This window comes from Rudanella lutea DSM 19387 (genome assembly GCF_000383955.1).
In the GTDB taxonomy this organism is placed as follows: Bacteria; Bacteroidota; Bacteroidia; order Cytophagales; family Spirosomataceae; genus Rudanella; species Rudanella lutea.
The window spans coordinates 4,468,904-4,491,237 of sequence record NZ_KB913013.1 but is presented as its reverse complement, the minus strand read 5'-3'; the positions used below and the strand labels follow the sequence as shown (position 1 = coordinate 4,491,237).

Below are 22,334 nucleotides of genomic sequence, written 5' to 3'. Positions count from 1 at the left end.
TTTTGTAATTTGGCACATATTAAATAATGCTACCTACCCCGTCAGCGTTAGAAGGTTAGTTTGCCATGCCCAAAGGGGGCAAGCGTCATGTAAGATATATAATGCAAAATGAATGATGCATAGTTTCCAATGAGGAGGCTTCCTGCTGGTTATTCGCTATTCATCGGTTCATTATCAACAATGCTTCAATTCCGTCGCCAAGACTCTGCCAATAGCCTGCTGGGCTGGGCCACCTGTTTAGGGCTGCTTGCCGGCCTTAGTGCCTGTTCGCAATACAGCAATCGGCCCATGAGTAAGGCCTATCATAACCTTACGGCTCACTACAACGCGTATTTTATTGCACAGGATCAGCTTCGGCAGGCCGAAATTGCCCTCTACAAAAACCGTAAGGAAAATTATAACCAGATTCTCCCCGTCTTGTTACCGGTTGACTCAATCACTAATGAGCCGGTAAAGCCGTTTCTCGATGAAGCGATCAAAAAAGCGTCGCTCGTAGCGGAGCGGCATCAGAACAGCAAATGGCTCGACGATGCGTACATCGTCATCGGCAAAGCCCGTTTACTGAAGCAGGATCTGCCCAACGCCATCGAGGTGTTCAAGTACGTGAACACCAAAGGTACCAATGAAGACGACAAGCACACGGCGCTCGTTAACCTGATGCGGGCGTACGTAGAAGCAGGCGACTACAACAATGGCCTCAATGTGGCCGAATACCTGCGGGTACAACCTCTCAGTAAAGACAACACCCGCGATTACTACCTGACCAAAGCGTATTTGCACCAACGCAAGGGCGAACCCGCCGTGGCCGCTGCCATACTGGATGCCACGTTTCCGTTGCTCAAGAAAGAAGAATCGACGGCTCGTCTGCATCTGATTGCCGGGCAGCTATACGACCTTGCCGGTCAAACAGCCAAGGCGTACGAGCACTATGCCGATGTGCTTCGGAACCGCCCCGCCTACGAACAGGAGTTTTACGCCAACATCTATCTGATTCAGGGCAGCGGGGGCAAAAACAGACTCGGCCAGTCGTTTGAGCAGATGCTGAGCGACCGCAAAAATGCCGACCTGAAAGACAAAGTTTATTACACCATGGGCCTGCTCGAAGCCCGTCGGGGCCGCTACGATGAGGCAATTCGTCTGTACCGTCAGTCGGTGGCGGCTACCACCACCAATACCGAGCAGGTTCCGTACACGTACCTCGAAATGGGCAAGCTCTATTTCGAGAAGAAGGGAGATTTTGTCAATGCTCAGATGTATTACGACAGCGCCCTGGCGTTGCTGCCGCAGCAGTCGGCCGATTACGCGAGTATTCAGACCCGTAAAAAGTCGCTGGACGAATACGTGAGCTATCGAAACACCATTCGGACCGAAGACAGCCTGCAACAACTGGCGCGACTCTCGCCCGAAGCACTCACACAGGCCCTCAACAAGGCCATGCAGGAGCAGGACAAACGCGACGCCCAACAGGCTGAACTAGCCCGTCAGGTAATCGAAAAAGCAACCGGCACACCTACCGTGGCTGGGGTGTCGCAGCCGGGAGCTACCAATTCCAACCTCGCCCCCAACGACCGCTGGTATCTGTACAACCCCGTCCGGATTACGCAGGGCCTTCAGGATTTTACGAGTACCTGGGGAAACCGCCCGCTGGAAGACGACTGGCGCCGGAGTAACAAGGATGCAACGCGGGCGGTGGCGGCCGAAAATAGCCCCGTCGATGGTGCAGCACCAGCGGGTACGATCAACCCCAACGCGCCCCTGCCGACCCGGGCCGATGCGTTGAATGCAGCTGCCGGTACCCCAACTGTAGGCGGCACCGCCGTGGGTAGCCGCGCCAATGGTGTAGGCAGTCGGCTGGAAGCGATGAAAGCGCAACTCCCACTGACACCTGCAGCCCTGGCACAATCGAATGGTCGTGTCGAAAATGCCCTGTACCGGCTAGGGAAGCTGTACAAATTTCAGTTTAATCAGCCAGCCGATGCTATCTCGACCTTTGAGCAGTTGCTGACGCGCTACCCCAATACCCTCCAGAAACCCGAAGTGTACTATCTCCTGTCGGTTTCCAACGATCAGTTGGGGCGCACATCGACCTGGAAAGACAAGCTACTCGCCGAATTTCCGAATACATCCTATGCGCGGCTTGCTGGTAAAATAGCTGCGGGCAACGGTGCGGGTGTCAGCTCCGGGGCCGAAGCACAGGCGCAGAAACTTTACGCCGATGTGTACTATCTGTACCAGACGGGTAACCTGACCGAAGGCCTTGCCCGTGCCGAAACGGCCCTGAATCAGTTTGCCGGTTCGCAAATTGAGGATAAGTTTGCCTTACTGCGGGCCATGCTCATTGGTCGGGTACAGGGAACGGAGCCCTATCGTCAGGCGTTAGCCGATTTTATCCGCGACTACCCGGCCAGTACGCTGATTCCGCACGTGAAGGAATTGCAAACAGCCGCCGACCAGGCCACGGCTAAGAGAAAATAAGCAGTGGGCATTGGCAGTAGGCAATTTCTTTAGTTGTCTGATTGCGAATAAATACTGCCCACTGCCACTAACCCTACGAAAACTATGCTCGAACTTGCTTCTGGCCCGTACAGAACCCTTATCAAACGACTCTGGCGCTATGCGTTGATTGGCCTGGCGTTACTCGTTTTCTACATTTTTGCGGTCAGCTACAATTTCCTCTGGCTGTTTGGCGGTATGCCCAGCCTCAAAGCGCTCGAAAACCCACAGAGCGAGGTAGCGTCAGAACTGTATTCGGAGGATGGCGTCATTCTGGGCAAGTATTACACCGAAAACCGAACGCCCATCGAAATTACACAGGTATCGCCCAATGTAATTTCGGCACTCATTGCCACCGAGGACGCCCGGTTTACCCGCCACTCGGGCATCGACCCGCGCTCCTTGTTCCGGGCGATTTCGGGTATTTTACCCTTTGGTGGGAAAGGGGGCGGCAGTACGCTCACCCAGCAAACGGCCAAAAACCTGTTTGAAACCCGGGCCGAAAAATACCGGGGCTGGCTCGGACATATTCCGCTGGTGAGCACGGTGATTTCAAAAACAAAAGAGTGGATTCTGGCCGTGCGGCTCGAACGAAACTATACGAAGCAGGAAATCCTGATGATGTACCTGAACACCGTTTCGTTTGGCAACAACACGTACGGGATCAAAACGGCAACCAAAACGTATTTTGGTAAAGAGCCGTGGCAACTGAACGTGGAAGAAGGCGCGCTGCTGGTCGGTATGCTCCAGAACCCATCGTTGTATAACCCACGCACCCACGAAGAACGGGCCATTCAACGGCGAAATGTGGTACTGGGCCAGATGAAAAAGTATGGATTTCTGACCGATGCCCAGTTTGCTACGTATCGCGAGAAACCGCTTAAACTGGATTTTAGCGTCGAGAACCAGAATACCGGTATGGCTGCTTACTTTCGGGCGGTTATCAAAGATGACCTGCAGCGCTGGATCAAAGAGTACAACGAAAATAACGGCACCGAGCTTGACCTGTACAGCAGCGGCCTCAAAATACGTACATCGATCGATTCACGGATGCAGGCTTATGCCGAGGCCAGTGTGATGGAGCACATGCGCGATCAGCAACGTAAATTTTACGAACACTGGCGGGGCCGCAACCCCTGGGTTAAGAAAGATGAGCGGACAGACAAGTTTGTTGAAATACCAGGCTTCATTGAGCAGGTTGCCAAACGTACAGCCCGGTACAAAAGCCTCGTGAAAGAGTACGGCGACGATAAGGAAGCCATCTGGCGCGAGATGCGGAAGCCGGTAAAAATGAAAGTGTTCACGTACGGGGGCAAGAAAAACGAAAAAGACACTACCCTCAGCCCGCTCGACTCTATCCGCTATTACAAGCGACTTCTCAACGTGGGATTTATGTCGATGGACCCCAATACCGGGCAGGTAAAGGCCTGGGTGGGCGGTATCAACTTCAAGTACATGAAGTTTGACCACGTGCGGCAGAGCCGTCGGCAACCGGGCTCAACATTCAAGCCGTTTGTGTACCTGGCCGCCATCGACAAAGCGTTCATAACCCCCTGCGACCAGTTTACCGATCAGCCCACCACGTTTGCGCGGGGCGAAGACAACAACGGCGGCCCAGCCTGGACACCTAAAAACTCAAATGGCAAATACAGCTACCGGAGCCTGTCGCTCCGCGAAGCACTCGGTCAGTCGATCAATACGGTGAGCGCCCAGTTGATCAAGAAAACCAAATCTGAAACCGTAGTCGACTATGCCAAACGGCTGGGCATTCAAAGCCCCCTCACAGCCAACCCCACACTTTGCCTGGGTACGAGCGATGTGACGGTGTTTGAAATGGTAGGCGCCTATTGCGCATTTGCTAACGGGGGCTACCGGGTAAAACCCCTGCTCATTCTGGATATTCGGGATAAAGACGGCAACGTATTGGCCAGCTTTGGTCCGTTGGCGAATCAGGAAATCAACGCGTCGCGGGCGTACGATATGCTGTACCTCATGCGCGGGGCCGTAGAAGAACCCAACGGAACCTCGGCCCGGCTACGAAGCCAGTACAAGCTCCTCGACGGGGGCAACGAAATTGCCGCCAAAACCGGTACTACATCCAACTATTCCGACGGCTGGTTTATGGGTATGACCCAGAATCTGGTTTCGGGCCTTTGGGTGGGGGGCGACGACCGGAGTATCCACTTCCGAAATATCGAATACGGGCAGGGCGCTCGTGTGGCCATGCCCGCCTGGGCCTTGTATATGCAGCGCGTGTACAAAGACCCTACCCTGACCCGCTACAAACCCGAACGGTTTCGCAAGCCCGACAAGTACAAAATCGACTGCGGTGGCTACTACATCGACTCTACGCAACGGTACATTCCGCCCAAGGTAACCACACAGGAAGAGGAGGGCATTTTGCAGTAACTTTTTTGACCTGAGGGCCGTTAAACAATGGCACGCGGATAACGCGGATAAGGGAAATTTACACAGTAATTCATCAGAAATCTGTGCTAATCTGCCCAATCTGCGTCATCCGCGTTCTGTTTTACTTTTTGTTGATAAGCAATGGCTAATCCTCAATTCGACTATAAAACCGAGCTGGCCCGGATTCCGCACGAGCCAGGTGTCTATCGGTATTTCGACGCTACGGGTGAGGTGATTTACGTGGGAAAAGCCAAAGACCTGCGCAACCGGGTTAGCAGCTATTTTACCAACTCGCGGCAACACGACCGGAAAACACTGCGGCTCGTCAGTCAGATTCGGAAAATCGAGTTCACGATTGTACACACCGAATTTGACGCCCTCCTGCTCGAAAATCAGCTGATTAAGCGGTACCTGCCGAAGTACAACATTTTGTTACGCGACGATAAAACGTACCCCTTCATTTGCGTAACTAACGAGCCGTTTCCGCGCGTAATTACCACCCGGCGCATCGACCGGAAACTGGGCACTTTCTACGGGCCTTACGCTAATCTGAAGCCGATGTACACCGTGCTGGAAATGTTCAGCCAGTTGTTCACGATCCGCACCTGCAACTATAACCTGACTCAGGAAAACATCGAAGCGGGCAAGTTCAAAGTCTGCCTGGAGTACCACATCGGCAACTGCAAAGGCCCCTGCGAAGGCAAACAGTCAGAGCCCGATTATGACCGCGACATTGAGCAGGTACACTCGATTCTGAAAGGGCAGCTAAAACCCGCACAGGAGTATTTCCGCAACCGGATGGTTGAAGCAGCCGAAACCCTGGCGTTTGAGCAGGCCCAGCAATACAAAGACAAGATGGATGTATTGCAGCGTTTCCAGAGCAAATCGACGGTGGTGAACCCCAAAATTGCCGACGCCGACGTGTTTACCATTGCCTCCGACGAAAACTGTGCGTACGTCAACTTTATGAAGGTCGTCAATGGGACTATTATCCAGACCCATACGGTGGAGGTGAAGAAGAAACTCGATGAAACCGATGCCGACATTCTGGCCATGATGATTGTGGAGTTCCGCGGGCAGTACGGCAGCACGGCCAAGGAAATAATGACCAATATTCCGCTCGATGTAGATCTCAAAGCTGAAATCACGATTCCGCAGATCGGTGATAAGAAGAAACTGCTCGATATGTCGCTCAAAAACGTGCTCTATTTCCGGCGCGAGCGTCAGGACCGGGCAGCGGCCGAAGCCACGGCGAGCGCGAGTAAGAAAGATCGGGTTCTGATCAAACTGAAACAGGATCTTCAGCTAAAGTCGCTACCCCGGCGTATCGAGTGTTTCGATAACTCTAACATTCAGGGTACAAACCCGGTCTCGGCTATGGTTTGTTTCATAGATGGTAAACCAGCCAATAAGGAGTACCGCCACTTTTCGATCAAAACCGTGGTGGGACCCAACGACTTTGCCAGTATGCACGAGGTGGTAACCCGCCGGTATAGCCGTGTGCTGGATGAGCAAACAGGCCTACCCGACCTGATTGTGATTGACGGTGGCAAAGGGCAGCTTAGTGCCGCCTGCGATGCTCTCAAAGCGCTTGACTTGTACGGCAAAGTACCGATTATTGGCATTGCCAAGCGGCTCGAAGAGATCTATTTTCCAGAAGACAGCCTACCGCTCTACATCGATAAAAAGTCCGAATCGCTCAAGCTAATTCAACGCATCCGCGACGAAGCGCACCGGTTTGCCATCACATACCATCGTGACAAACGGAGTCGGAATAGCCTGATCAGCGAATTGGAAAATATCGAGGGTATCGGCAAGAAAACAGCCGCCCGCTTACTGACTTACTTCAAAGGCGTCAAAAAGATTCGGGAGGCTCCCATTGAGCAAATTGCCGAAGTCGTTGGGGCCGACAAAGCCAGGAAGGTAAAGGAGTATTTTGAAGGAATCGAAAATACATAGCGCCAATACGGAGTTCATCATCAAACAGAAAAAGCCCGGCCTTTCGACCGGGCTTTTTCTGTTTAAGTCTGTTTGGCTTAGTATTCCCACAAACCGTGTTCCATCTCCATCAGCTCGTGCTCGGTCTGAATTGACTTCAACAAGCCTTCACGATCACCGTAAACGCCCACAAGATCTTTGTCTTCGGGGTTCGATACTTTGGTAATACGGCCGTAGAACAAACGAAGATCAAATGCGTCGGCCAGGTTTTTATGCTGGGCCTGATTTTGCGGGTTGTACCACACAAATTTCTTCGGATCCGAACGGAACAGTTTGTCCAGATCAGCATATTTGAACGACGCTACAGGTACTTCCAGACCGGCCGGGTTCTTGTCGGCAGGCAGGTAAAGTGTCACCGTTTGGATATCGTAGTACAACCGTGAACGCTTGCGATCGAAAATCCAGTCTTCTTTGATCTCCAGAATGTTCAGGTCACGAGCAAAGTACTCATCGCCTTGAAAAGCCGGCGCTGCTTTTACCGTATCAACCGGAGCCGCAGCCACCACCGTAGCCGGAGCCGGTTTGGTTGCTTTACCTTTTGCTCCTTTTTTCGACGAGGCTACTGCCTTCTTCTTGGGAGCGGGAGCCCCCCAGCCATCATCAACAGGTTCTGCTTTCTTTTTGGGTGCCGGAGCCCCCCAGCCATCGTCAGTTGTTTTGGCAGCTGCCTTCGGCGCATCTTTTTTAGCGGGTGCGCCCCAACCGTCATTCGCATTGGCGGCACCCTCCTGACCGAAACCGGCCTCAATTTCTTCTTTCGACAATCCGCCCCCGGAGTTCGGCATCAGAATCTTCTGCTGAAACTTATCGGGTGTCATGGGCGTACGCGTCGAATCGTTTTCATAAGCCACCAGCAGACCCGACTTAACGGCTTCCATCAGGTACTTAGAAATCTCGTTATTCTTCGAAAACATCGATTGATTCTGCTTCTCCTTCAGGTCGATCCGACGCCAAAGGGTTTTCTTCATCATGATGTCATTGTCGTTGATGGGTCGAACCGACATTGGATTCGCGCCCGTACTGGCCTTCTCCTGCGCTACCGCACTCCCACCAGCCAGCAGCAAGATGGCTACTGCGCCCACGCCGAACCGCATGTTTTTCGGTTGATTCATGTCTGCTTCTAAGGTTTACTTTTCACAATAATGGCACGGCTATCTGTCTGACTAACAAAACCGTGCCATTATCGGCTTATTCTAACTATATAACGCTTAACGGGCCAGATTATTTAGTTCAACGGAATGTTGTAAATCGGACGACCCATGTTTACATCGCTTACTTGGCCCCGGAAGTTCTGCCGCTGCACGCCTTCTACCTCTATCACGTAACGGTCACCGGGTTGCGCTTCAGCAGCCAGGCTACCAATTGACCCACCACCGGGCCCTAACGTAACAGCACCTACCCGGCGATTACCGCGGGCCAGGTTCACCGTGAAGCCCGTTACCCGGAAGACGGCATCTTCGGGGTTGAAGTTTTTGAAGCTTTCGTCTGGTACAGCCACTACCCGGATACTCCGCACAGCGGAAGCCGACATACCTCGGCGCTCATCGACTTTCGAACCACCGACATAGTATTCCAGCGTCGGTTTGGGAACCCGGTTTACCCGGAATTTCTCAGTACCCAACAGGTTACCCCCGTTGCTGATGTTGATGGCTACACTTTGTGCGCTTGGCACCACCGTTACTTTACCTTTCTCACCACTGTTGATCACATCGGCACCCGAAGCCGTAATGCTGGGGTTCCAGAGGGCGCCCAACTGCGGGCTCTGAATGCTCAGTTTATTGGCACAACCCAGATAGAGCGGAGGCAGCGTACCTGTCTCAACCTGATACGTTGGCTTGGCTACAAAGTACTCAGCTTGCAGCGGCACTGTTTTCGAGGTGCCATCGGGTGCATTGTACGAGATCGAACCTGTCAGGACCCGGCGGGCCAAACCATTTTTATCGTAAGCACCACCCTGGGCCGTAAACTCGATAACCCCGCGGCCATTGTCCATCCGGACAGGTGCACCGCTGAGACTCATCCGGGGTTGAATACCCGACGATGAAGCCGCCAGGAACATCTCACCTTTGAACTTCGTACCCGCAACCACCACCTTCGATTCCATGCTCAGCATGGCCATGATCTTATCGAACTTCACGTCGGCTGCACCCACTTTCGAAGCCAGTACTTCCAGTGTTTCGCCTTCAATACGACGTACCTCCGACTGTTTCTGGCTCAAAACGGCCAAAGCGGCCGGTACGGGCGTCTGGGCGAAGTTTAGTTCAGCAAAATCTTTCCGACGCTGTTCGGCTGACCGGCTGGCAATGGCATCATCTTTACCATCAACCGCCAGGGGCGCAAACTTCGCATTGGTGTACTTGCTCAGATTCGTAACAAAGCCGTTCAGCTGGTTTTTCAGGGCATAGGCTTCACCATTGCGGTTAGGGCCCACCATGATCTGAGCTACTTTTTCTTCTTCACTGGCGTTTTTGATATTGCCCGTTTCATCAAGACCACCGCCTGCTTCTTCAATCAGACGTTGTTTCAGACCGTCAATCTGGCTGATCATTTCTGATGCCATCTTACGGACTTCTTCGGCCTGCCGGATGACCGCTACATCGGCGGGGCGATTTCCAGACTTCTCAACCGTAGCCCGGATATTTTTGATTGTAGCGTCGTTAACCTGATTTATAGCCCCCGTCGATTGCTCCAGACTGTTATTGATCAGGATGAATTTCTCCAGAATGGCCGATGTCACCTGCAGGGCAAGCAACGCGGTCAAAACCAGGTACATCATCCCGATCATCTTCTGACGGGGTGTTTCTTTGCCACCTGCCATAATGTGGGGTAGTGATAATTAAAGAGTTGTAGAGTTAGTACAAAGTTGCCGTGTTGTCAGGTTGGCGAGTTGCACCGATCTGCGACCGTGCCAACACCCCAACCTGACACATGCATCCTTTTATTGATTACCGCGCATAGCTGTGAGCATGCTGCCGTACACATTGTTCAGTGACGACAGGTTGCCCGTCAGTTTGGCCAGCTCGTTTTTGAACTGCTGCGTATCGCGGCTGGCGTCGGCCATATTCTCCATAGCGGAGGTCAGGCTGCCATAGAAGGCGTTCATTGCCTTCAGGTGTTTGTTTGTATCCTGCAACTCCAGTTCGTACACCGCATTCAGGGCACCCATATTTTTGGTTACCTTCTGGAACTGATCGCGGTAGTCTTTGGCGTCGGTGGTTGCATCAGCCATCGAGTTCATAGCTGTGATAGCTGTACCGTACGACTTGTTCATTTCACCGATCGACTGCGAGGCTGTTTTCACGTTCCGGGCGTACTCGTTGGTCGCTACGGTAGCATCCGTCAGATCCTTCATTTTTGACACTGAATCAGACAGCGTGCGGAAGCCCGTGCCCAGTTTTTCAAAAATATCTGGCGTTACCTTAGCCTGTGCCAACATTTGATCCATGTTGGCCGTCAGACCATTGGCCTGCGGAACAGCAACGGCGGCCTTACGAGGTTCACCTTTGTAGTCGTCGGCCAGCTCAGGATAAACCCGCTCCCACTCATAGTCGACACCAGCGGCAGGGAACAGGAAGCTCTGCATAGCATACAAAGCGAAGATAACAGCCTCGATAATCAGACCGGCCGTCAGAAGCCAGCCCAGCGACGTAATGTGTTGAATCTTAGCCATGGCCCCAAGTACTACGACTGCGGCTCCGGCACTATAAATGGTTGGTACGAGACGATCCCAGAAAAAATTGACTCTCTTTCCTGCTGCCATAAGATGGGCTAATTAAAGCGTATGGTGAACTGTTTTTGTGATTACGAATTAAGCTTTGCTGTTGTTGCCACGGCCACCCCGGCTGCTTTTGCTCCCCCGGCTGCTGCTGCTGGCTTTGGTTGCTTTGCTGCGTGAGCCACCGCTCCGGCCACCCCGCATCGATGCGGTCCGCCCTTCGAGGTTGTCCATTACGCAACGGAATCCGATATACGACCGCTTGGCGTTCTCGTACTCGTAGTACCGCGTACCGGTTTCCAGATAGTAGGCAATATCTTTCCATGAACCACCCCGAACTACTTTACGCGGCTCGTCGGCATTCTGGTTGTCCGGGTTCATATCCCAAACAATGGCGTTTGAGTTATCAGCGTATGCATCGCGGCACCACTCAGCTACGTTACCGGCCATGTTGTACAGACCGTAATCATTGGCGTTGTAGGCATTTGCCGGGGCTGTGTACGGATAGCCGTCTGCATCGAAGTTGCCGCGCTGAGGCTTAAAGTTAGCCAAGTAGCAACCCTTGCCGTTTGCCACATATGGGTTACCCCAGGGGTATTTGGCTCCTTGCTTACCGCCCCGTGCAGCCCACTCCCACTCGGCCTCAGAAGGCAACCGGAAACGGGGCGACACAAACTGACCTTCTTTAGTCCGGAAGTCGTTGTACACGTTGGTGCGCCACGAGCAGAAATGTTGAGCCGCCTGCCAGCTTACACCCACCACCGGGTAGGTGTCAAAGGCTGGGTGACCATAATAGTATTCCAGCATCGGGTCGCCGTTGTGATACGTGAAGTCGTTTTTCCAAACGGCCGTATCCGGATAAAATTTTGCCATGATTTCCTCCTCGCCGATGGTCGATACCGAATCGGTCAGGAGTGCGTTGACGTACTGGCGGTACTCGTGGTTGGTAACCTCGGTATCGTCCATATAGAACGAGCTGATCGTTACCCGACGGTTCATGTTAATCTGGGTAGCGGCCACGTCTTCGTCGGCCTGACCCATAATGAACGAGCCTGAGGGAACGAGCACCATGCCGTAGGGCGTAGTTTGCTTCCAACCTTTACGGCCTTTGTCAGCAGTAATCTCACCATTGATTACACCAACGTCACCACCGTCTTTACCCCCTCTTCCGCCAAATTTAGACTTAACAAAACCGCAACTCTGCATTAGCAGAACCACAGCCGCGACCATTGCCCCTCGGGTTGCGTTTACTGTAAACCAGGTGTACTTCATGTCAGTAGCGTACTTATTTTCTTCTTGTGCAAGACCGAACTAAAAACGAAAATCCGTTCGGTTATTGTATTGTTATGCCGTACAGGCGAAAAAATTAGACTTCGGGTACTATTTACCAATTAAAAACAGATAAAAACAAGGTCATTATCAAGGGTCAATCCCTCAAAATTACTATCCTCCCTGCAAACAGCCTAACAATAATAGGGCCAATTTGTCTATCTGAGCCGATTTAAGCAAGTCTACTTACCTATTAGCCGTATTTTCAATACCGGAAACGCGGGGTACGAATAATAGGCTTTTTACGGGCATCGATTGGAGGTAATGAGTAACTAAGCAAAATTTCGTGGGAGGTAGGAGCTTTGTTTGCGTAGGTATTAGTGGTAAAGTCAAACGCATACCCAAAGCGTAGGGCATTGTTCCGAAGCAAACTTACGCCTACCGTGGCCATTAGCGCATCACCAACGCGGTAGCCCAGGCCAGCCCAGTACCGTTGCTGATAGGTAGCCAGAATATTGGCAGAAATGGCCGTCTTAGTCGTTGGTGTAGCCATAGCTACTAAAACCGACGGCTGAAGATCAAGATCATAGCCAAAACCAAGCCGATAACCGGCCGTCAAATACGCAGTCCGCTCCTGAGGCACTACCAGACGGTCGGTACCGAGCCGAAATGCCGGTTGGTTAATATGCAGAACACTTACGCCCACCCAATAATCGACCGTATTGTAATAAACGCCAGCGCCCAGGTCGGGCCGGGCCTGCGTAATACGGCCCTGCTGAAGTAACGGATCGGGCTCGTTGGGGCGAAACTGACCAAAATCAAAACCTCGGTTATACAAGCCTGCCTGTACCCCTACCGCCAATGTGCCATTTTTTAAGGCCATCCGGTACGCGTATGAAACCTGTACAGCCTGATTGATAGCCGGCCCAAGCCGGTCGTTCATTGCGTAAATGCCAACTCCTCCTTTAATTTTATCCAGAGGCATGTTAAACGAGAACAGTTGGGTGCTTGGCCCTCCGCCATTGTCGGTAATGGTTGGCTGATAACCGGCCCACTGGGTACGGTGCACCAACTGAAAACGCGGCACTCCCTCCGACCCTGCCCCCGCCGGGTTATAATACAGCGGGTTGAACATATACATGCTAAACTGAGGGTCATTTTGGGCGTGCACAAACCCGCTTGTGCCCAACAAAAGCAGTGATAGTAATGCGTAAACAATGCGCCCCATAAAGCTGGCCGTGTAAAGTTTCTAGGTCAATTGATCACTGGTTATTCCCGGTTGCCCGCAACTGGCAGGTTCTGCCCCTCAGCTACGAGCCGTTGTCAATAAATGACTTTTAATCTAAACGCAGTATAGACAGAAAATATTGAAACAAAAAAGAGGTCAGACGCAAACGCCTGACCTCCTATGCTAACTTACCGAGCCTACAGATTGTTGGCTTTTTTGATATACAATTCCAGAGCACCGTTCATCGAGGGTGCGTTGGGTAGCGGAGCTTCGATGTCGAGCGTCAGGCCCGCTTCTTTGATTGCTTTGGCCGTTGTGGGGCCAAAAGCCGCCATCCGGGTTCCATTCTGCTGGAAATCAGGGAAATTGCTAAACAGCGAAGTTACCCCCGACGGGCTGAAGAAAGCGATAATGTCAAACGACTTAATATCCAGGTCCGACAGGTCAGTGGGTACCGTTTCGTACATGACCGCTTCGGTAAAGTGCAGCGCACTTGTATCCATAAACTCCGGAATATCGTTTCGGCGAATATTGGAACACGGAAACAAAAACTTCTCTGTTTTATGCTTCTTGATAATTTCCATCAGTTCGGCCGCCGTTTTGGTACCGGTGAAGATTTTCCGCTTCCGAATCACAATATACTTCTGGAGGTAGTTGGCCGTCTGCTCCGAAATACAGAAGTACTTCATGTCGGCAGGTACCTCAACCCGTCCTTCCTGGCAGATACGGAAAAAGTGATCAATCGCGTTACGGCTCGTGAAAATAATGGCCGTGTGATCGAGAATATTGATCTTTTGTTTACGGAAATCTTTGTACGATACGCCCTGGATTTGGATAAATGGTCGGAAGTCTATGGTAAGGTTGTACTTGCTGGCTAAGTCGAAATAAGGAGATTTTTCGTCAGGTCTGGATTGAGTAACTAAGACGCTCGAAACCTTCGTTAACCGATTTTCTGATTGCTGGGTGCTTGTTTCGTTCATTGAATAAACCTCGTTATACGATTCGAAGCTTAGATGCCAGCAAGCCTCCTGATGCATTGCGGTTGACTTGATAAAAGAAGGAAAACCTTACAGTGCAAACCGCACACCAATTAGCAAGGGCACTAATTCAACGATGCAAAGGTACGAAATTAAATAAAGACTTTTGATAGGTGCCTGAGCTCGTATAACCAAATACAAAAGTACTAACCGCACCAGGTAGAAGACCGTAAACGGGATTAGCAGGTAATTCGTGAGGTTTTCGATGGCAGGGCCGTTGAAAATGACAATAGCCGCCAGAAAGCCAATGGCCGTGAAGAACAGTAGTGATGACTGGACTACTTTGAAGAAGTGGATATTGACCACACTCTCGAACCGGTACAGGCTCCCAACCACCTGCAACATCAAATATTTGCCCAGAAAGGACAGAAATACCAGCACGCTGACCAACAGGTAATACAGTAGCAGAGCCCCAAAATTCTGTTGATCAAGCAGTAAGGTACGCGACGAGAACACGTTGACGTTGCGGCTCTGTACAAACAGAAACAAATAGCCCATTACAAAACTGAGGCTGATCAAAAACAGGAGTACCGTACGGCTAAGGGGGCGGTTAATCAGGAACGACTCATCCCGAACCCGCAGAGCAAATAAATCGCGGGGATCGTACAGCACCAGAAACGCCCGCCGGTACAGGCTAAACAACAAGGCATGAATAGCCAGTAGGAAGAGCAAACCAAGCCCGAAAAAATTTTGATAGACCGAAAAAGTCCGGGGCCGTACGCTCAGATTGTCGTCGCTCAGTACCACCGGCTTCTGCAAAATCGATTTGGGGTACCCCATAATCATCTGCTTGCCAGCCACGCCGGCCGACCCATAAATGGAGAGCAGCACCCGAGGTTGCCGGTACGCATTGTACAAACTGTCGATCGAAAACGTGTACCAACGGCCACCCAACAACTGTTTTTTCAGGGCAGCATTGATAAACACGTAGGAATCGGTATCGGTATATAGCAGGAGCTGATAATGCCGGTTGCTTTCCAGATCAATGGAAGCGCTCACCGCGGGGGCATCGGCATGAATTTCGGGGAGGTAAGGCACATAGGCCTTGGCAGCCTCATCGTACACAAGCCAATCGTCGGCAAAGCTGTGTACGGCATAGTAGCGTTGCTCAGGGCCAACGCCATTGCGGGTGGTTTGCGCAAAAAGCGAAAGAGCGAAGGAGTGAAGGAGTGAAAGAGCGAGTACAGCAAGACCACGTCGCATCCATCCGTTCGTCTTCTGTGTTTGCTCTTTCACCTTGCGGCCCATTGGGCCATCGCTCTTTCTCTCTTTCACTCGTTCATTAATTTTTACCGAGGGCCTTCAGCATGGTTTCGCCGATAAGGGCCGGTGACTCCACTACGTGAATACCGCACTCACGCATGATAGCCATTTTGGCAGCTGCCGTATCATCAGCACCACCGACAATAGCACCAGCGTGGCCCATACGGCGGCCTTTAGGCGCGGTTTGGCCAGCAATAAAGCCAACTACCGGCTTCCGGTTGCCATCAGCCTTAATCCAACGGGCCGCTTCGGCTTCCATACCGCCACCGATTTCACCAATCATCACGATGGCTTCTGTTTCGGGGTCGTTCATCAGGAGTTCAACGGCTTCTTTGGTCGTAGTGCCAATAATTGGGTCACCACCGATACCAATAGCCGTTGTTTGGCCCAGACCCGCTTTGGTCAGTTGGTCAACGGCTTCGTAGGTAAGTGTACCTGACTTCGAAACGATACCAACCGTACCTTTCTTGAAAATGAAGCCGGGCATAATCCCAACCTTGCACTCTTCGGCCGTCATCACACCGGGGCAGTTTGGCCCGATCAGACGGCAGGTTTTGCCAGCCAGATAATTTTTGGCCATCACCATATCTTCGGTCGGAATGCCCTCGGTGATACATACAATCACCTGAATACCGGCATCGGCAGCCTCCATGATGGCGTCGGCCGCGAAAGCGGGGGGCACAAAAATGATCGACACATCGGCGCCGGTCTGCTCAACAGCATCCCGTACGGTATTGAACACCGGGCGGTCGAGGTGCGTTTGTCCTCCTTTGCCGGGTGTGACACCGCCAACCACGTTGGTGCCGTATTCCATCATCTGCTGGGCATGGAAACTACCCTCCGAACCAGTAAAGCCCTGGACGATAACTTTTGAGTTCTTGTTGACTAATACGCTCATGTTGCTCGTAAATCGTTGATTTTAGATGCCGAATCGTTGACCGTAACCTCAAACAGCACCAATAAAAAGCCTCGCAAAAGTAGAGGGAAAGCCGGAAAGACCAATGACTATTTTCTGTACATTTCGGCATGATTCTTTCGCACGTCATTTCCGACGCGGCTTTGGCCATCACGGGCGTTGGTGTTTTCTGGCATTTTTTTGGTCACCTGCCTTTTTACAATCGGTTGCTCTGGGGCTTTTTTCTGCTGACCATTTCGCTGGCAGCCATTGCCGGCACGGCCCGATTTGCCGGTGTCGAAAATCTGGAAGCTCTGCACGAATCCCTGCAAACGCTGGCCAGTACGCTCGGGATTGTTTGTGTCGTGATGGCCACCTGGGCTCTGGTGATGCGCCGAACGGTAAAGCTTATTCCGTTTGTGATGACCCTCGTACTGGGCCTTTTCCTGTTTGTAGTGCTGCTCTTGCCCGATGTGCGCGTATTTCGGCCGGTATCTTCATCGCTCGGTATTTTACTGGTTATGCTCCTTGGTGTATTTGGCCTGATGCGCCGGGTACCCAACGCGCTCTGGATTGTGATTGCCGTCATGCTGGCGGCTATTGCCACCAAGGCCGAGTCGTTTTCGCAACTGATGCACCCTACCGATTTTTATCATTACATGCTGGCGCTGTCGCTACTGGGGTTCGGTAAGGCCGTGCAGAAGTAGGTATTGCGGTTGAGGTCTGATGCCCTGCCCCCGAAACATCTCGGTCAAATAAACCGTCACTGCCTTGCGGGGGTTTAGTTGGTACACTCAACAACTACACGCGAATGAATTTACTGGAACTGGCCGAAGACCCGGTCAAAGCAGCCAAAGCCGCCAAACTTCAGTACACCTCCGATACCATGCCGGGCATTTCGCGGCAACGGAAAGGCGACCGGTTTACGTACCTGGCTCCCGATGGCCAACCCGTCGATGATGAGGCTACGCTCGCCCGAATTACCAAAATGGCGTTACCCCCAGCCTGGCAAAACGTATGGATCTGCGCTAAACCCAACGGCCATTTACAGGCAACGGGAATCGATACAAAAAATCGGAAACAGTACCGCTACCACGCCAACTGGAACGCCATTCGGAGCGAAACCAAGTTTTTTCGGATGATTTCATTCGGCCAGAAACTGCCGCTGCTACGCCAGCAAATTGAGCAGGACCTGAAAAAAACGGGGCTTCCGCGCGATAAAGTCATTGCCATTGCCCTGAGCGTAATGGAGCATACCCTGATCCGAATCGGCAACGCGGCTTACGAGAAAGAATACGGTTCGTACGGACTCACAACCCTGAAAGACCGGCATGTGAAAATGCAGGGAGCCGAACTCCGTTTCAGTTTCAAAGGCAAAAAAGGAATTTACCACGACATTACGCTGCACGACCGACGGCTGTCGCGGTTGGTGAAAGCCTGCCGTGATATTCCCGGTAAAGAGCTTTTTCAGTACTTCGACGAAACCGGCGAACGACGCAGTATTGATTCGGGTATGGTCAACGAGTACCTACAGCAGGTAATGGGCGATAGCTTTTCAGCGAAGGATTTTCGTACCTGGGCCGGTACCGTCAATGCCCTTCGGCTGTTGGTGGAGCTGGAGCCCTGCACAACGGAAAAGGAAGCCAAAAAGAATGTAAACACCGTGCTCGATGAAGTGTCGCACCGGCTGGGCAACACCCGCACCGTTTGCCGGAAACATTACGTACATCCGCAGATTCTGGAAGCCTACGAGTGCCAGGACCTTAACCCGTACATCGAACACCGAAACCGGTTTCGGCAAACGAGCCCATACGGGCTGGATGGCGTCGAAAAACTTCTGTTGAAATTCCTGACCGATCAAGCCAAAACGATTGTCAAGCAAACCAATAAGCGTTCGGTAGCCCCCACAACCCGCACCCGACCCAGTACCGTCAGCCCATAGCTTTTACCCAGTGGTGCCGGCCACACTGTTGGCAGGCGGGTTGCCTTTCAGTCCCTTCAAACGGCTGTACATGCCCACACGTTGTGCAGGCATACTGGCCCGGTACCACAAGCGTATCTGTTGCGAGCCGTAGCAGATGAGGTAAAATGGGCAGCCCTGGCCTGCACGCATCATCCGTCGACCGGAAAACGCTTAATTGACCATTTGGCTCCAGAATTGCCAGCCGAACCTGCCCCAAATGCTCAATACCGCCCTGCCGCAGTTCGGAAAAGAGTTCGTCTTGCCCGAGATCTTCTTCATCGAAGTTGCGGGTTTCGATACATCCGTTCTGAATCACGTACACGGGTTTGCCTTCAAGACTTTCGCGGAGCCGCCGGTTCTTATCGCTCAGGCGGGTAATGATTTTGTAGCAGCCCATCATGACCACAAACACAACAATAGGCGTACTCAACGGAACGTCGTCGTAAAACATAGGATCGCCCGCGGCTGAGCCTAACCCAATGAGCAATACCAGTTCATAGACCGATAATTGTTTCACCGATCGCTTACCCGATATGGTCAGGGCTAGCAACACCACCGTAAACATAATGGCCGTACGCAGAGCCACCTCACCCAGGTACATCCACGGAAAATCATGGATAAGAATCCGTTGCCAGTCGAAGGGTTGTACAGGCTCTTTCATGGTATCTGCGATAGGTTAGCACCGGCCTACGGGGTAAACGAAAAAATCGTAACCGGACTGAAGAAATCGGACATTGTGGCTTCGCAGCCCCTCCGCTCCCTTAGTCTGGTTACGATTTTATAAACGCAGAAACGATTACTTGGTTATGGTGCTGCTCAGACGGAGCAGTTCTATCTCGGCCGACTTAGCGTTGAAGGAGGCATCAATTAGGCGCGTCTGGGCCGTGAGTGCATTGCGCTGTACATCCCGAAACTCGACAAACGTAGAGTTCCCAATCCGGTAGCGGTCGTAGGCGATATCAACGTTCTGAAGAGCAATCTGATAATTCTGCACTTCCAGTTGGAGTTGAGCGAGGCTGTTGCGGTATTGCTGATACGACTGCTCAAGCGCCGACATGAGCTGTAATTGCTGGTTAGCGGTCTGATCGGCGGTGATCTGTTCGTTGATCCGGGCATTGGCAAGCTGACGTTTCAGGTTTCCGCCATTGTACAACGGCAACACCATCCGAATTCCCAACGAATACGTTTCGTTGCGGCCTCGGCGCGTTCCGAAGCCAGCCTGGTTGTCAGTAGGCAAAAAACTATATCCGCCCAGCAAATCAACCTGAGGATACTGCTGGGCTCGGGCCAAACGTACATCAATAGCTGCCAGACGCTGATTCAGTACGGCAGCTGCCAATTGTGGATTCTGCTGTTTGAGCGACTCGCGCAGGTCGGGCAACGACAGATCAGAGCGTACCAGAATGGTATCCCGTACGGCAAATTCCGTATCTAATTCGCGTACCAGCAACGTATTCAACACCACTTTAGCGTTGCGCAGATTCAGTTGCTGCGTCATCAAGGCGGCACTATCAGCATTGTAGTCGACCTGTGCACTCAGAAAATCAACCTTCGACCGCGTCCCGACCTCGTAGGTGGCCCGTGCGAGTTCGAGTCGTTCGCGGGAGATATCCAACGCCTGCTGGAACGCAATCAAACGCTGAAGCTGCCGCACTACGTCGTAGTAAGCCGTAGTGGCGTCGGCAATGGTCAGCTCAATATTGGCGCGGGTATTTACTTCGGCCACCCGTACCAGCTGGCCGAGCCGGGCAAGGGTAGCTTCGCGGCCAAATCCATTGAACACAGTGTACGTAGCCGCAGGCCCAACGGTGGCATTTCGGTTAACAACACCATAGAGCCGTTGTGGAGGAACATTGAAGTTAAAGAAATCCTGCCGCAGATTCTGCACCAGCAGGTTGTTCTGAAACGTAAAATTCACCGTAGGATAAAACCCGGCAAAACCTTTTGTATTGTTATTTTGGGCAATCAGCTCCTGTGAGCGGTTCACCCGAATTTGATAGTTGTTGGCAACGGCAGACGACACCACTTCCGACAATGAAAGCAAACTACCTTTCTGGGGTAAATTGGCCAGCGTTACCGTGCGTTGTAGGGCCCGCTGAACGGGCGAAGTGGGCGTATCGGTTTGCGGTTGTGTGGTTGTCGTGGGGCGGGTGGGCTGCTGGGCAAGTACCTGGAACGAGAGGAAAAAACAAACCAGAAAAGAGCAGTATCTCATAAAATGGGGAAATGCGCGTATGAAAGTCAAAATTAGTGTTTAGACAGGTTTACTCCTCTATTGCGTATAGATACCAATCGACAAACTGCCTTAATACACCGACGAAAGCAAGATTCACAAACCTAACGACTATAAGTCGCTCCGTTGTCGAAAAGTGCCGTATAATTGCGACCTACTTAATCAACATCATGCGCGTACGCTCTTCCGTATCTCTCGCATCTGCGTTTGCCGGCCTCTTGCTGGTCGGCTGTCAGCAACGGCAATCAGCCGATTTACTGGTAACAAATGCCACCATTTACACCGCCGACTCGGCCTTTTCGACCGCCAACGCCTTTGTCGTTAAAGACGGGAAATTTCTGGCGGTTGGGTCTGCCGACGAACTGGCCAAACAATACACCGCCGACAGCACTGCCGATCTGGGCGGTCAACCGGTGTATCCGGGTTTCTTCGACCCGCATTCGCACTTTATGGGCCTGGGCCAAATGCTCGATCAGGCCGATCTGGTCGGGGCCGGGTCATACGCCGAAGTAGTACAGCGGCTGAAAGCGTTTGGCGAGAAAAACCCGCAGGCCATGTGGATCATTGGTCGGGGGTGGGATCAGAACGACTGGCCCGCTACCGACTCCCCCGTGCGGGGTTTCCCCACAAAGGCCCTGCTCGATGCCGCTTTCCCGAACATCCCGGTGGCCCTGACCCGGGTTGATGGGCACGCCCTGCTCGTCAACAGCAAGGCCCTCCGACTGGCCCAGATTACGGGCGGCAGCAAACTCGCCGGGGGCGAAGTGGTGCTCGATGCCCAGGGGCAGCCCACGGGTGTTTTGGTCGATAACGCCATGCAGATGGTTCGGCGGGTAATTCCGCAACCCGACGATCAGGACAAAGAGCGAATGCTGCTGGCGGCTCAGAAAATGTGTTTCTCGTACGGCCTTACGTCGGTGTCGGATGCGGGCCTGAACCGTAACGACATTGAATTGATTGAGCGGTTGCAGAAAGAAGGCAAACTGAAGATCCGCGATTACGCCATGATCTCGCTCGGCCTGCCCAACATCGATTATTACCTCAAAAAAGGACCGTACCAAACCGACCGGCTCACCGTTCGGTCGTTTAAGCTGTACGCCGACGGGGCCCTCGGCTCACGTGGTGCCTGCCTGCGCAAGCCCTACAGCGACCGGCCCGAAACCACCGGCTTTCTGCTCCTTAGCCCCGCCGAGCTGGAGCGGATTCTGACTCAGCTGGCGGGTAGCGGGTTTCAGGCCAACACGCACTGTATCGGCGACTCGGCCAACCACCTTATTCTGGACCTGTACGGCAAACTCCTGAAAACCAAAAACGACCGTCGCTGGCGCATCGAGCACGCACAGGTGGTATCGCCCGAAGATGTCTGGAAATTCAATCGGTACTCGGTGATTCCGTCGGTACAACCCACCCATGCTACCTCCGATATGTATTGGGCCGCCGAACGGCTCGGGCCGGTGCGGGTAAAAGGCGCCTATGCCTTCAAAGATCTGATGAAACAAAACAATGTAATTGCATTTGGCAGCGATTTCCCGGTCGAGGCAGTCAACCCTTTGTTTGGCTTCCACTCGGCCACGGCCCGGCAGGATGCCAAAAATTTCCCGGCGGGTGGCTACCAGCCCGAAAACGCAGTTGACCGCCAATCGGCTCTGCTGGCTATGACTCGCTGGGCGGCCTACGCCAACTTTGAAGACCAGATGCGCGGTAGCATCGCCCCCGGTAAGCAAGCCGACTTTGTGGTACTCAACAAAGACATCATGAAAGCCCCTGCTCCCGAATTGCGCCAAACCAAGGTGCTACAGACCTGGGTAGGTGGTGAGCGCGTATTTTAAGT

16 protein-coding genes are annotated in these 22,334 nt (G+C 52.5%); 6 read left to right on the top strand and 10 right to left on the bottom strand.

All coding sequences use genetic code 11. The features are described from left to right. Nucleotides 1–180 precede the first annotated feature (180 nt). The 3 genes from porW to uvrC all read left to right on the top strand — a co-directional run bounded on the left by porW (nucleotide 181) and on the right by uvrC (nucleotide 6,861). Nucleotides 181–2,475: a type IX secretion system periplasmic lipoprotein PorW/SprE gene (gene porW / locus RUDLU_RS0118610; protein WP_027303204.1), complete on the top strand. Its 2,295-nt coding sequence runs from the start codon at nucleotides 181–183 to the stop codon at nucleotides 2,473–2,475. Nucleotides 2,476–2,559: 84 nt separating this feature from the next. Beyond that, a complete protein-coding gene (locus tag RUDLU_RS0118605) occupies nucleotides 2,560–4,902 on the top strand; it encodes a penicillin-binding protein 1A (protein ID WP_019989924.1) in 2,343 nt (780 codons plus the stop codon). Nucleotides 4,903–5,043: 141 nt separating this feature from the next. Continuing rightward, on the top strand, nucleotides 5,044–6,861 hold the full coding sequence (gene uvrC / locus RUDLU_RS0118600; protein WP_019989923.1) for an excinuclease ABC subunit UvrC: 1,818 nt from the start codon (nucleotides 5,044–5,046) through the stop codon (nucleotides 6,859–6,861). A 77-nt stretch (nucleotides 6,862–6,938) separates the two neighbouring features. Here the strand turns inward: uvrC and porN are convergent, their stop codons facing one another. The 8 genes from porN to sucD all read right to left on the bottom strand — a co-directional run bounded on the left by porN (nucleotide 6,939) and on the right by sucD (nucleotide 16,310). Further along, complete coding sequence (gene porN, locus RUDLU_RS0118595; RefSeq protein WP_019989922.1) at nucleotides 6,939–8,012, bottom strand: type IX secretion system ring subunit PorN/GldN; 1,074 nt, start codon at nucleotides 8,010–8,012, stop codon at nucleotides 6,939–6,941. A 113-nt stretch (nucleotides 8,013–8,125) separates the two neighbouring features. After that, a complete protein-coding gene (porM, locus tag RUDLU_RS0118590; RefSeq protein ID WP_027303203.1) occupies nucleotides 8,126–9,718 on the bottom strand; it encodes a type IX secretion system motor protein PorM/GldM in 1,593 nt (530 codons plus the stop codon). 120 nt (nucleotides 9,719–9,838) lie between these two features. Then, nucleotides 9,839–10,660 carry a type IX secretion system motor protein PorL/GldL gene (gene porL / locus RUDLU_RS0118585; RefSeq protein WP_019989920.1) on the bottom strand — a complete coding sequence of 274 codons (822 nt, stop codon included), beginning with the start codon at nucleotides 10,658–10,660 and terminating at the stop codon, nucleotides 9,839–9,841. A 48-nt stretch (nucleotides 10,661–10,708) separates the two neighbouring features. After that, nucleotides 10,709–11,887, bottom strand: coding sequence for a T9SS ring complex lipoprotein PorK/GldK (gene porK / locus RUDLU_RS0118580; protein WP_027303202.1), 1,179 nt, complete (start codon nucleotides 11,885–11,887; stop codon nucleotides 10,709–10,711). A 262-nt stretch (nucleotides 11,888–12,149) separates the two neighbouring features. After that, nucleotides 12,150–13,112 (bottom strand): PorP/SprF family type IX secretion system membrane protein, encoded by a 963-nt coding sequence (locus RUDLU_RS0118575; protein WP_019989918.1) that lies wholly within the window; start codon nucleotides 13,110–13,112, stop codon nucleotides 12,150–12,152. A gap of 197 nt (nucleotides 13,113–13,309) precedes the next feature. Beyond that, complete coding sequence (locus RUDLU_RS0118570; RefSeq protein WP_019989917.1) at nucleotides 13,310–14,092, bottom strand: uroporphyrinogen-III synthase; 783 nt, start codon at nucleotides 14,090–14,092, stop codon at nucleotides 13,310–13,312. Between the two features lie 87 nt (nucleotides 14,093–14,179). Further along, a complete protein-coding gene (locus RUDLU_RS0118565) occupies nucleotides 14,180–15,424 on the bottom strand; it encodes a DUF4271 domain-containing protein (protein WP_245581690.1) in 1,245 nt (414 codons plus the stop codon). A gap of 7 nt (nucleotides 15,425–15,431) precedes the next feature. Beyond that, nucleotides 15,432–16,310: a succinate--CoA ligase subunit alpha gene (sucD, locus tag RUDLU_RS0118560; RefSeq protein WP_019989915.1), complete on the bottom strand. Its 879-nt coding sequence runs from the start codon at nucleotides 16,308–16,310 to the stop codon at nucleotides 15,432–15,434. Between the two features lie 128 nt (nucleotides 16,311–16,438). On the opposite strand from sucD, the gene RUDLU_RS0118555 reads away from it, so the two are divergent. Further along, nucleotides 16,439–17,014, top strand: coding sequence for a DUF6962 family protein (locus RUDLU_RS0118555; RefSeq protein WP_019989914.1), 576 nt, complete (start codon nucleotides 16,439–16,441; stop codon nucleotides 17,012–17,014). Nucleotides 17,015–17,118: 104 nt separating this feature from the next. Beyond that, nucleotides 17,119–18,249: a DNA topoisomerase IB gene (locus RUDLU_RS0118550; RefSeq protein ID WP_019989913.1), complete on the top strand. Its 1,131-nt coding sequence runs from the start codon at nucleotides 17,119–17,121 to the stop codon at nucleotides 18,247–18,249. Here RUDLU_RS0118550 and RUDLU_RS0118545 read toward each other — a convergent pair. Then, nucleotides 18,239–18,931 (bottom strand): DUF421 domain-containing protein, encoded by a 693-nt coding sequence (locus tag RUDLU_RS0118545; RefSeq protein ID WP_019989912.1) that lies wholly within the window; start codon nucleotides 18,929–18,931, stop codon nucleotides 18,239–18,241. The two genes, RUDLU_RS0118550 and RUDLU_RS0118545, sit on opposite strands and share 11 nt — an antisense overlap. Before the next feature lie 135 nt (nucleotides 18,932–19,066). Beyond that, a complete protein-coding gene (locus RUDLU_RS0118540; RefSeq protein WP_019989911.1) occupies nucleotides 19,067–20,485 on the bottom strand; it encodes a TolC family protein in 1,419 nt (472 codons plus the stop codon). Nucleotides 20,486–20,673: 188 nt separating this feature from the next. Between RUDLU_RS0118540 and RUDLU_RS0118535 the strand changes: the two genes are divergently transcribed. Next, nucleotides 20,674–22,332 (top strand): amidohydrolase, encoded by a 1,659-nt coding sequence (locus RUDLU_RS0118535; RefSeq protein WP_019989910.1) that lies wholly within the window; start codon nucleotides 20,674–20,676, stop codon nucleotides 22,330–22,332. Nucleotides 22,333–22,334: the final 2 nt, after the last annotated feature.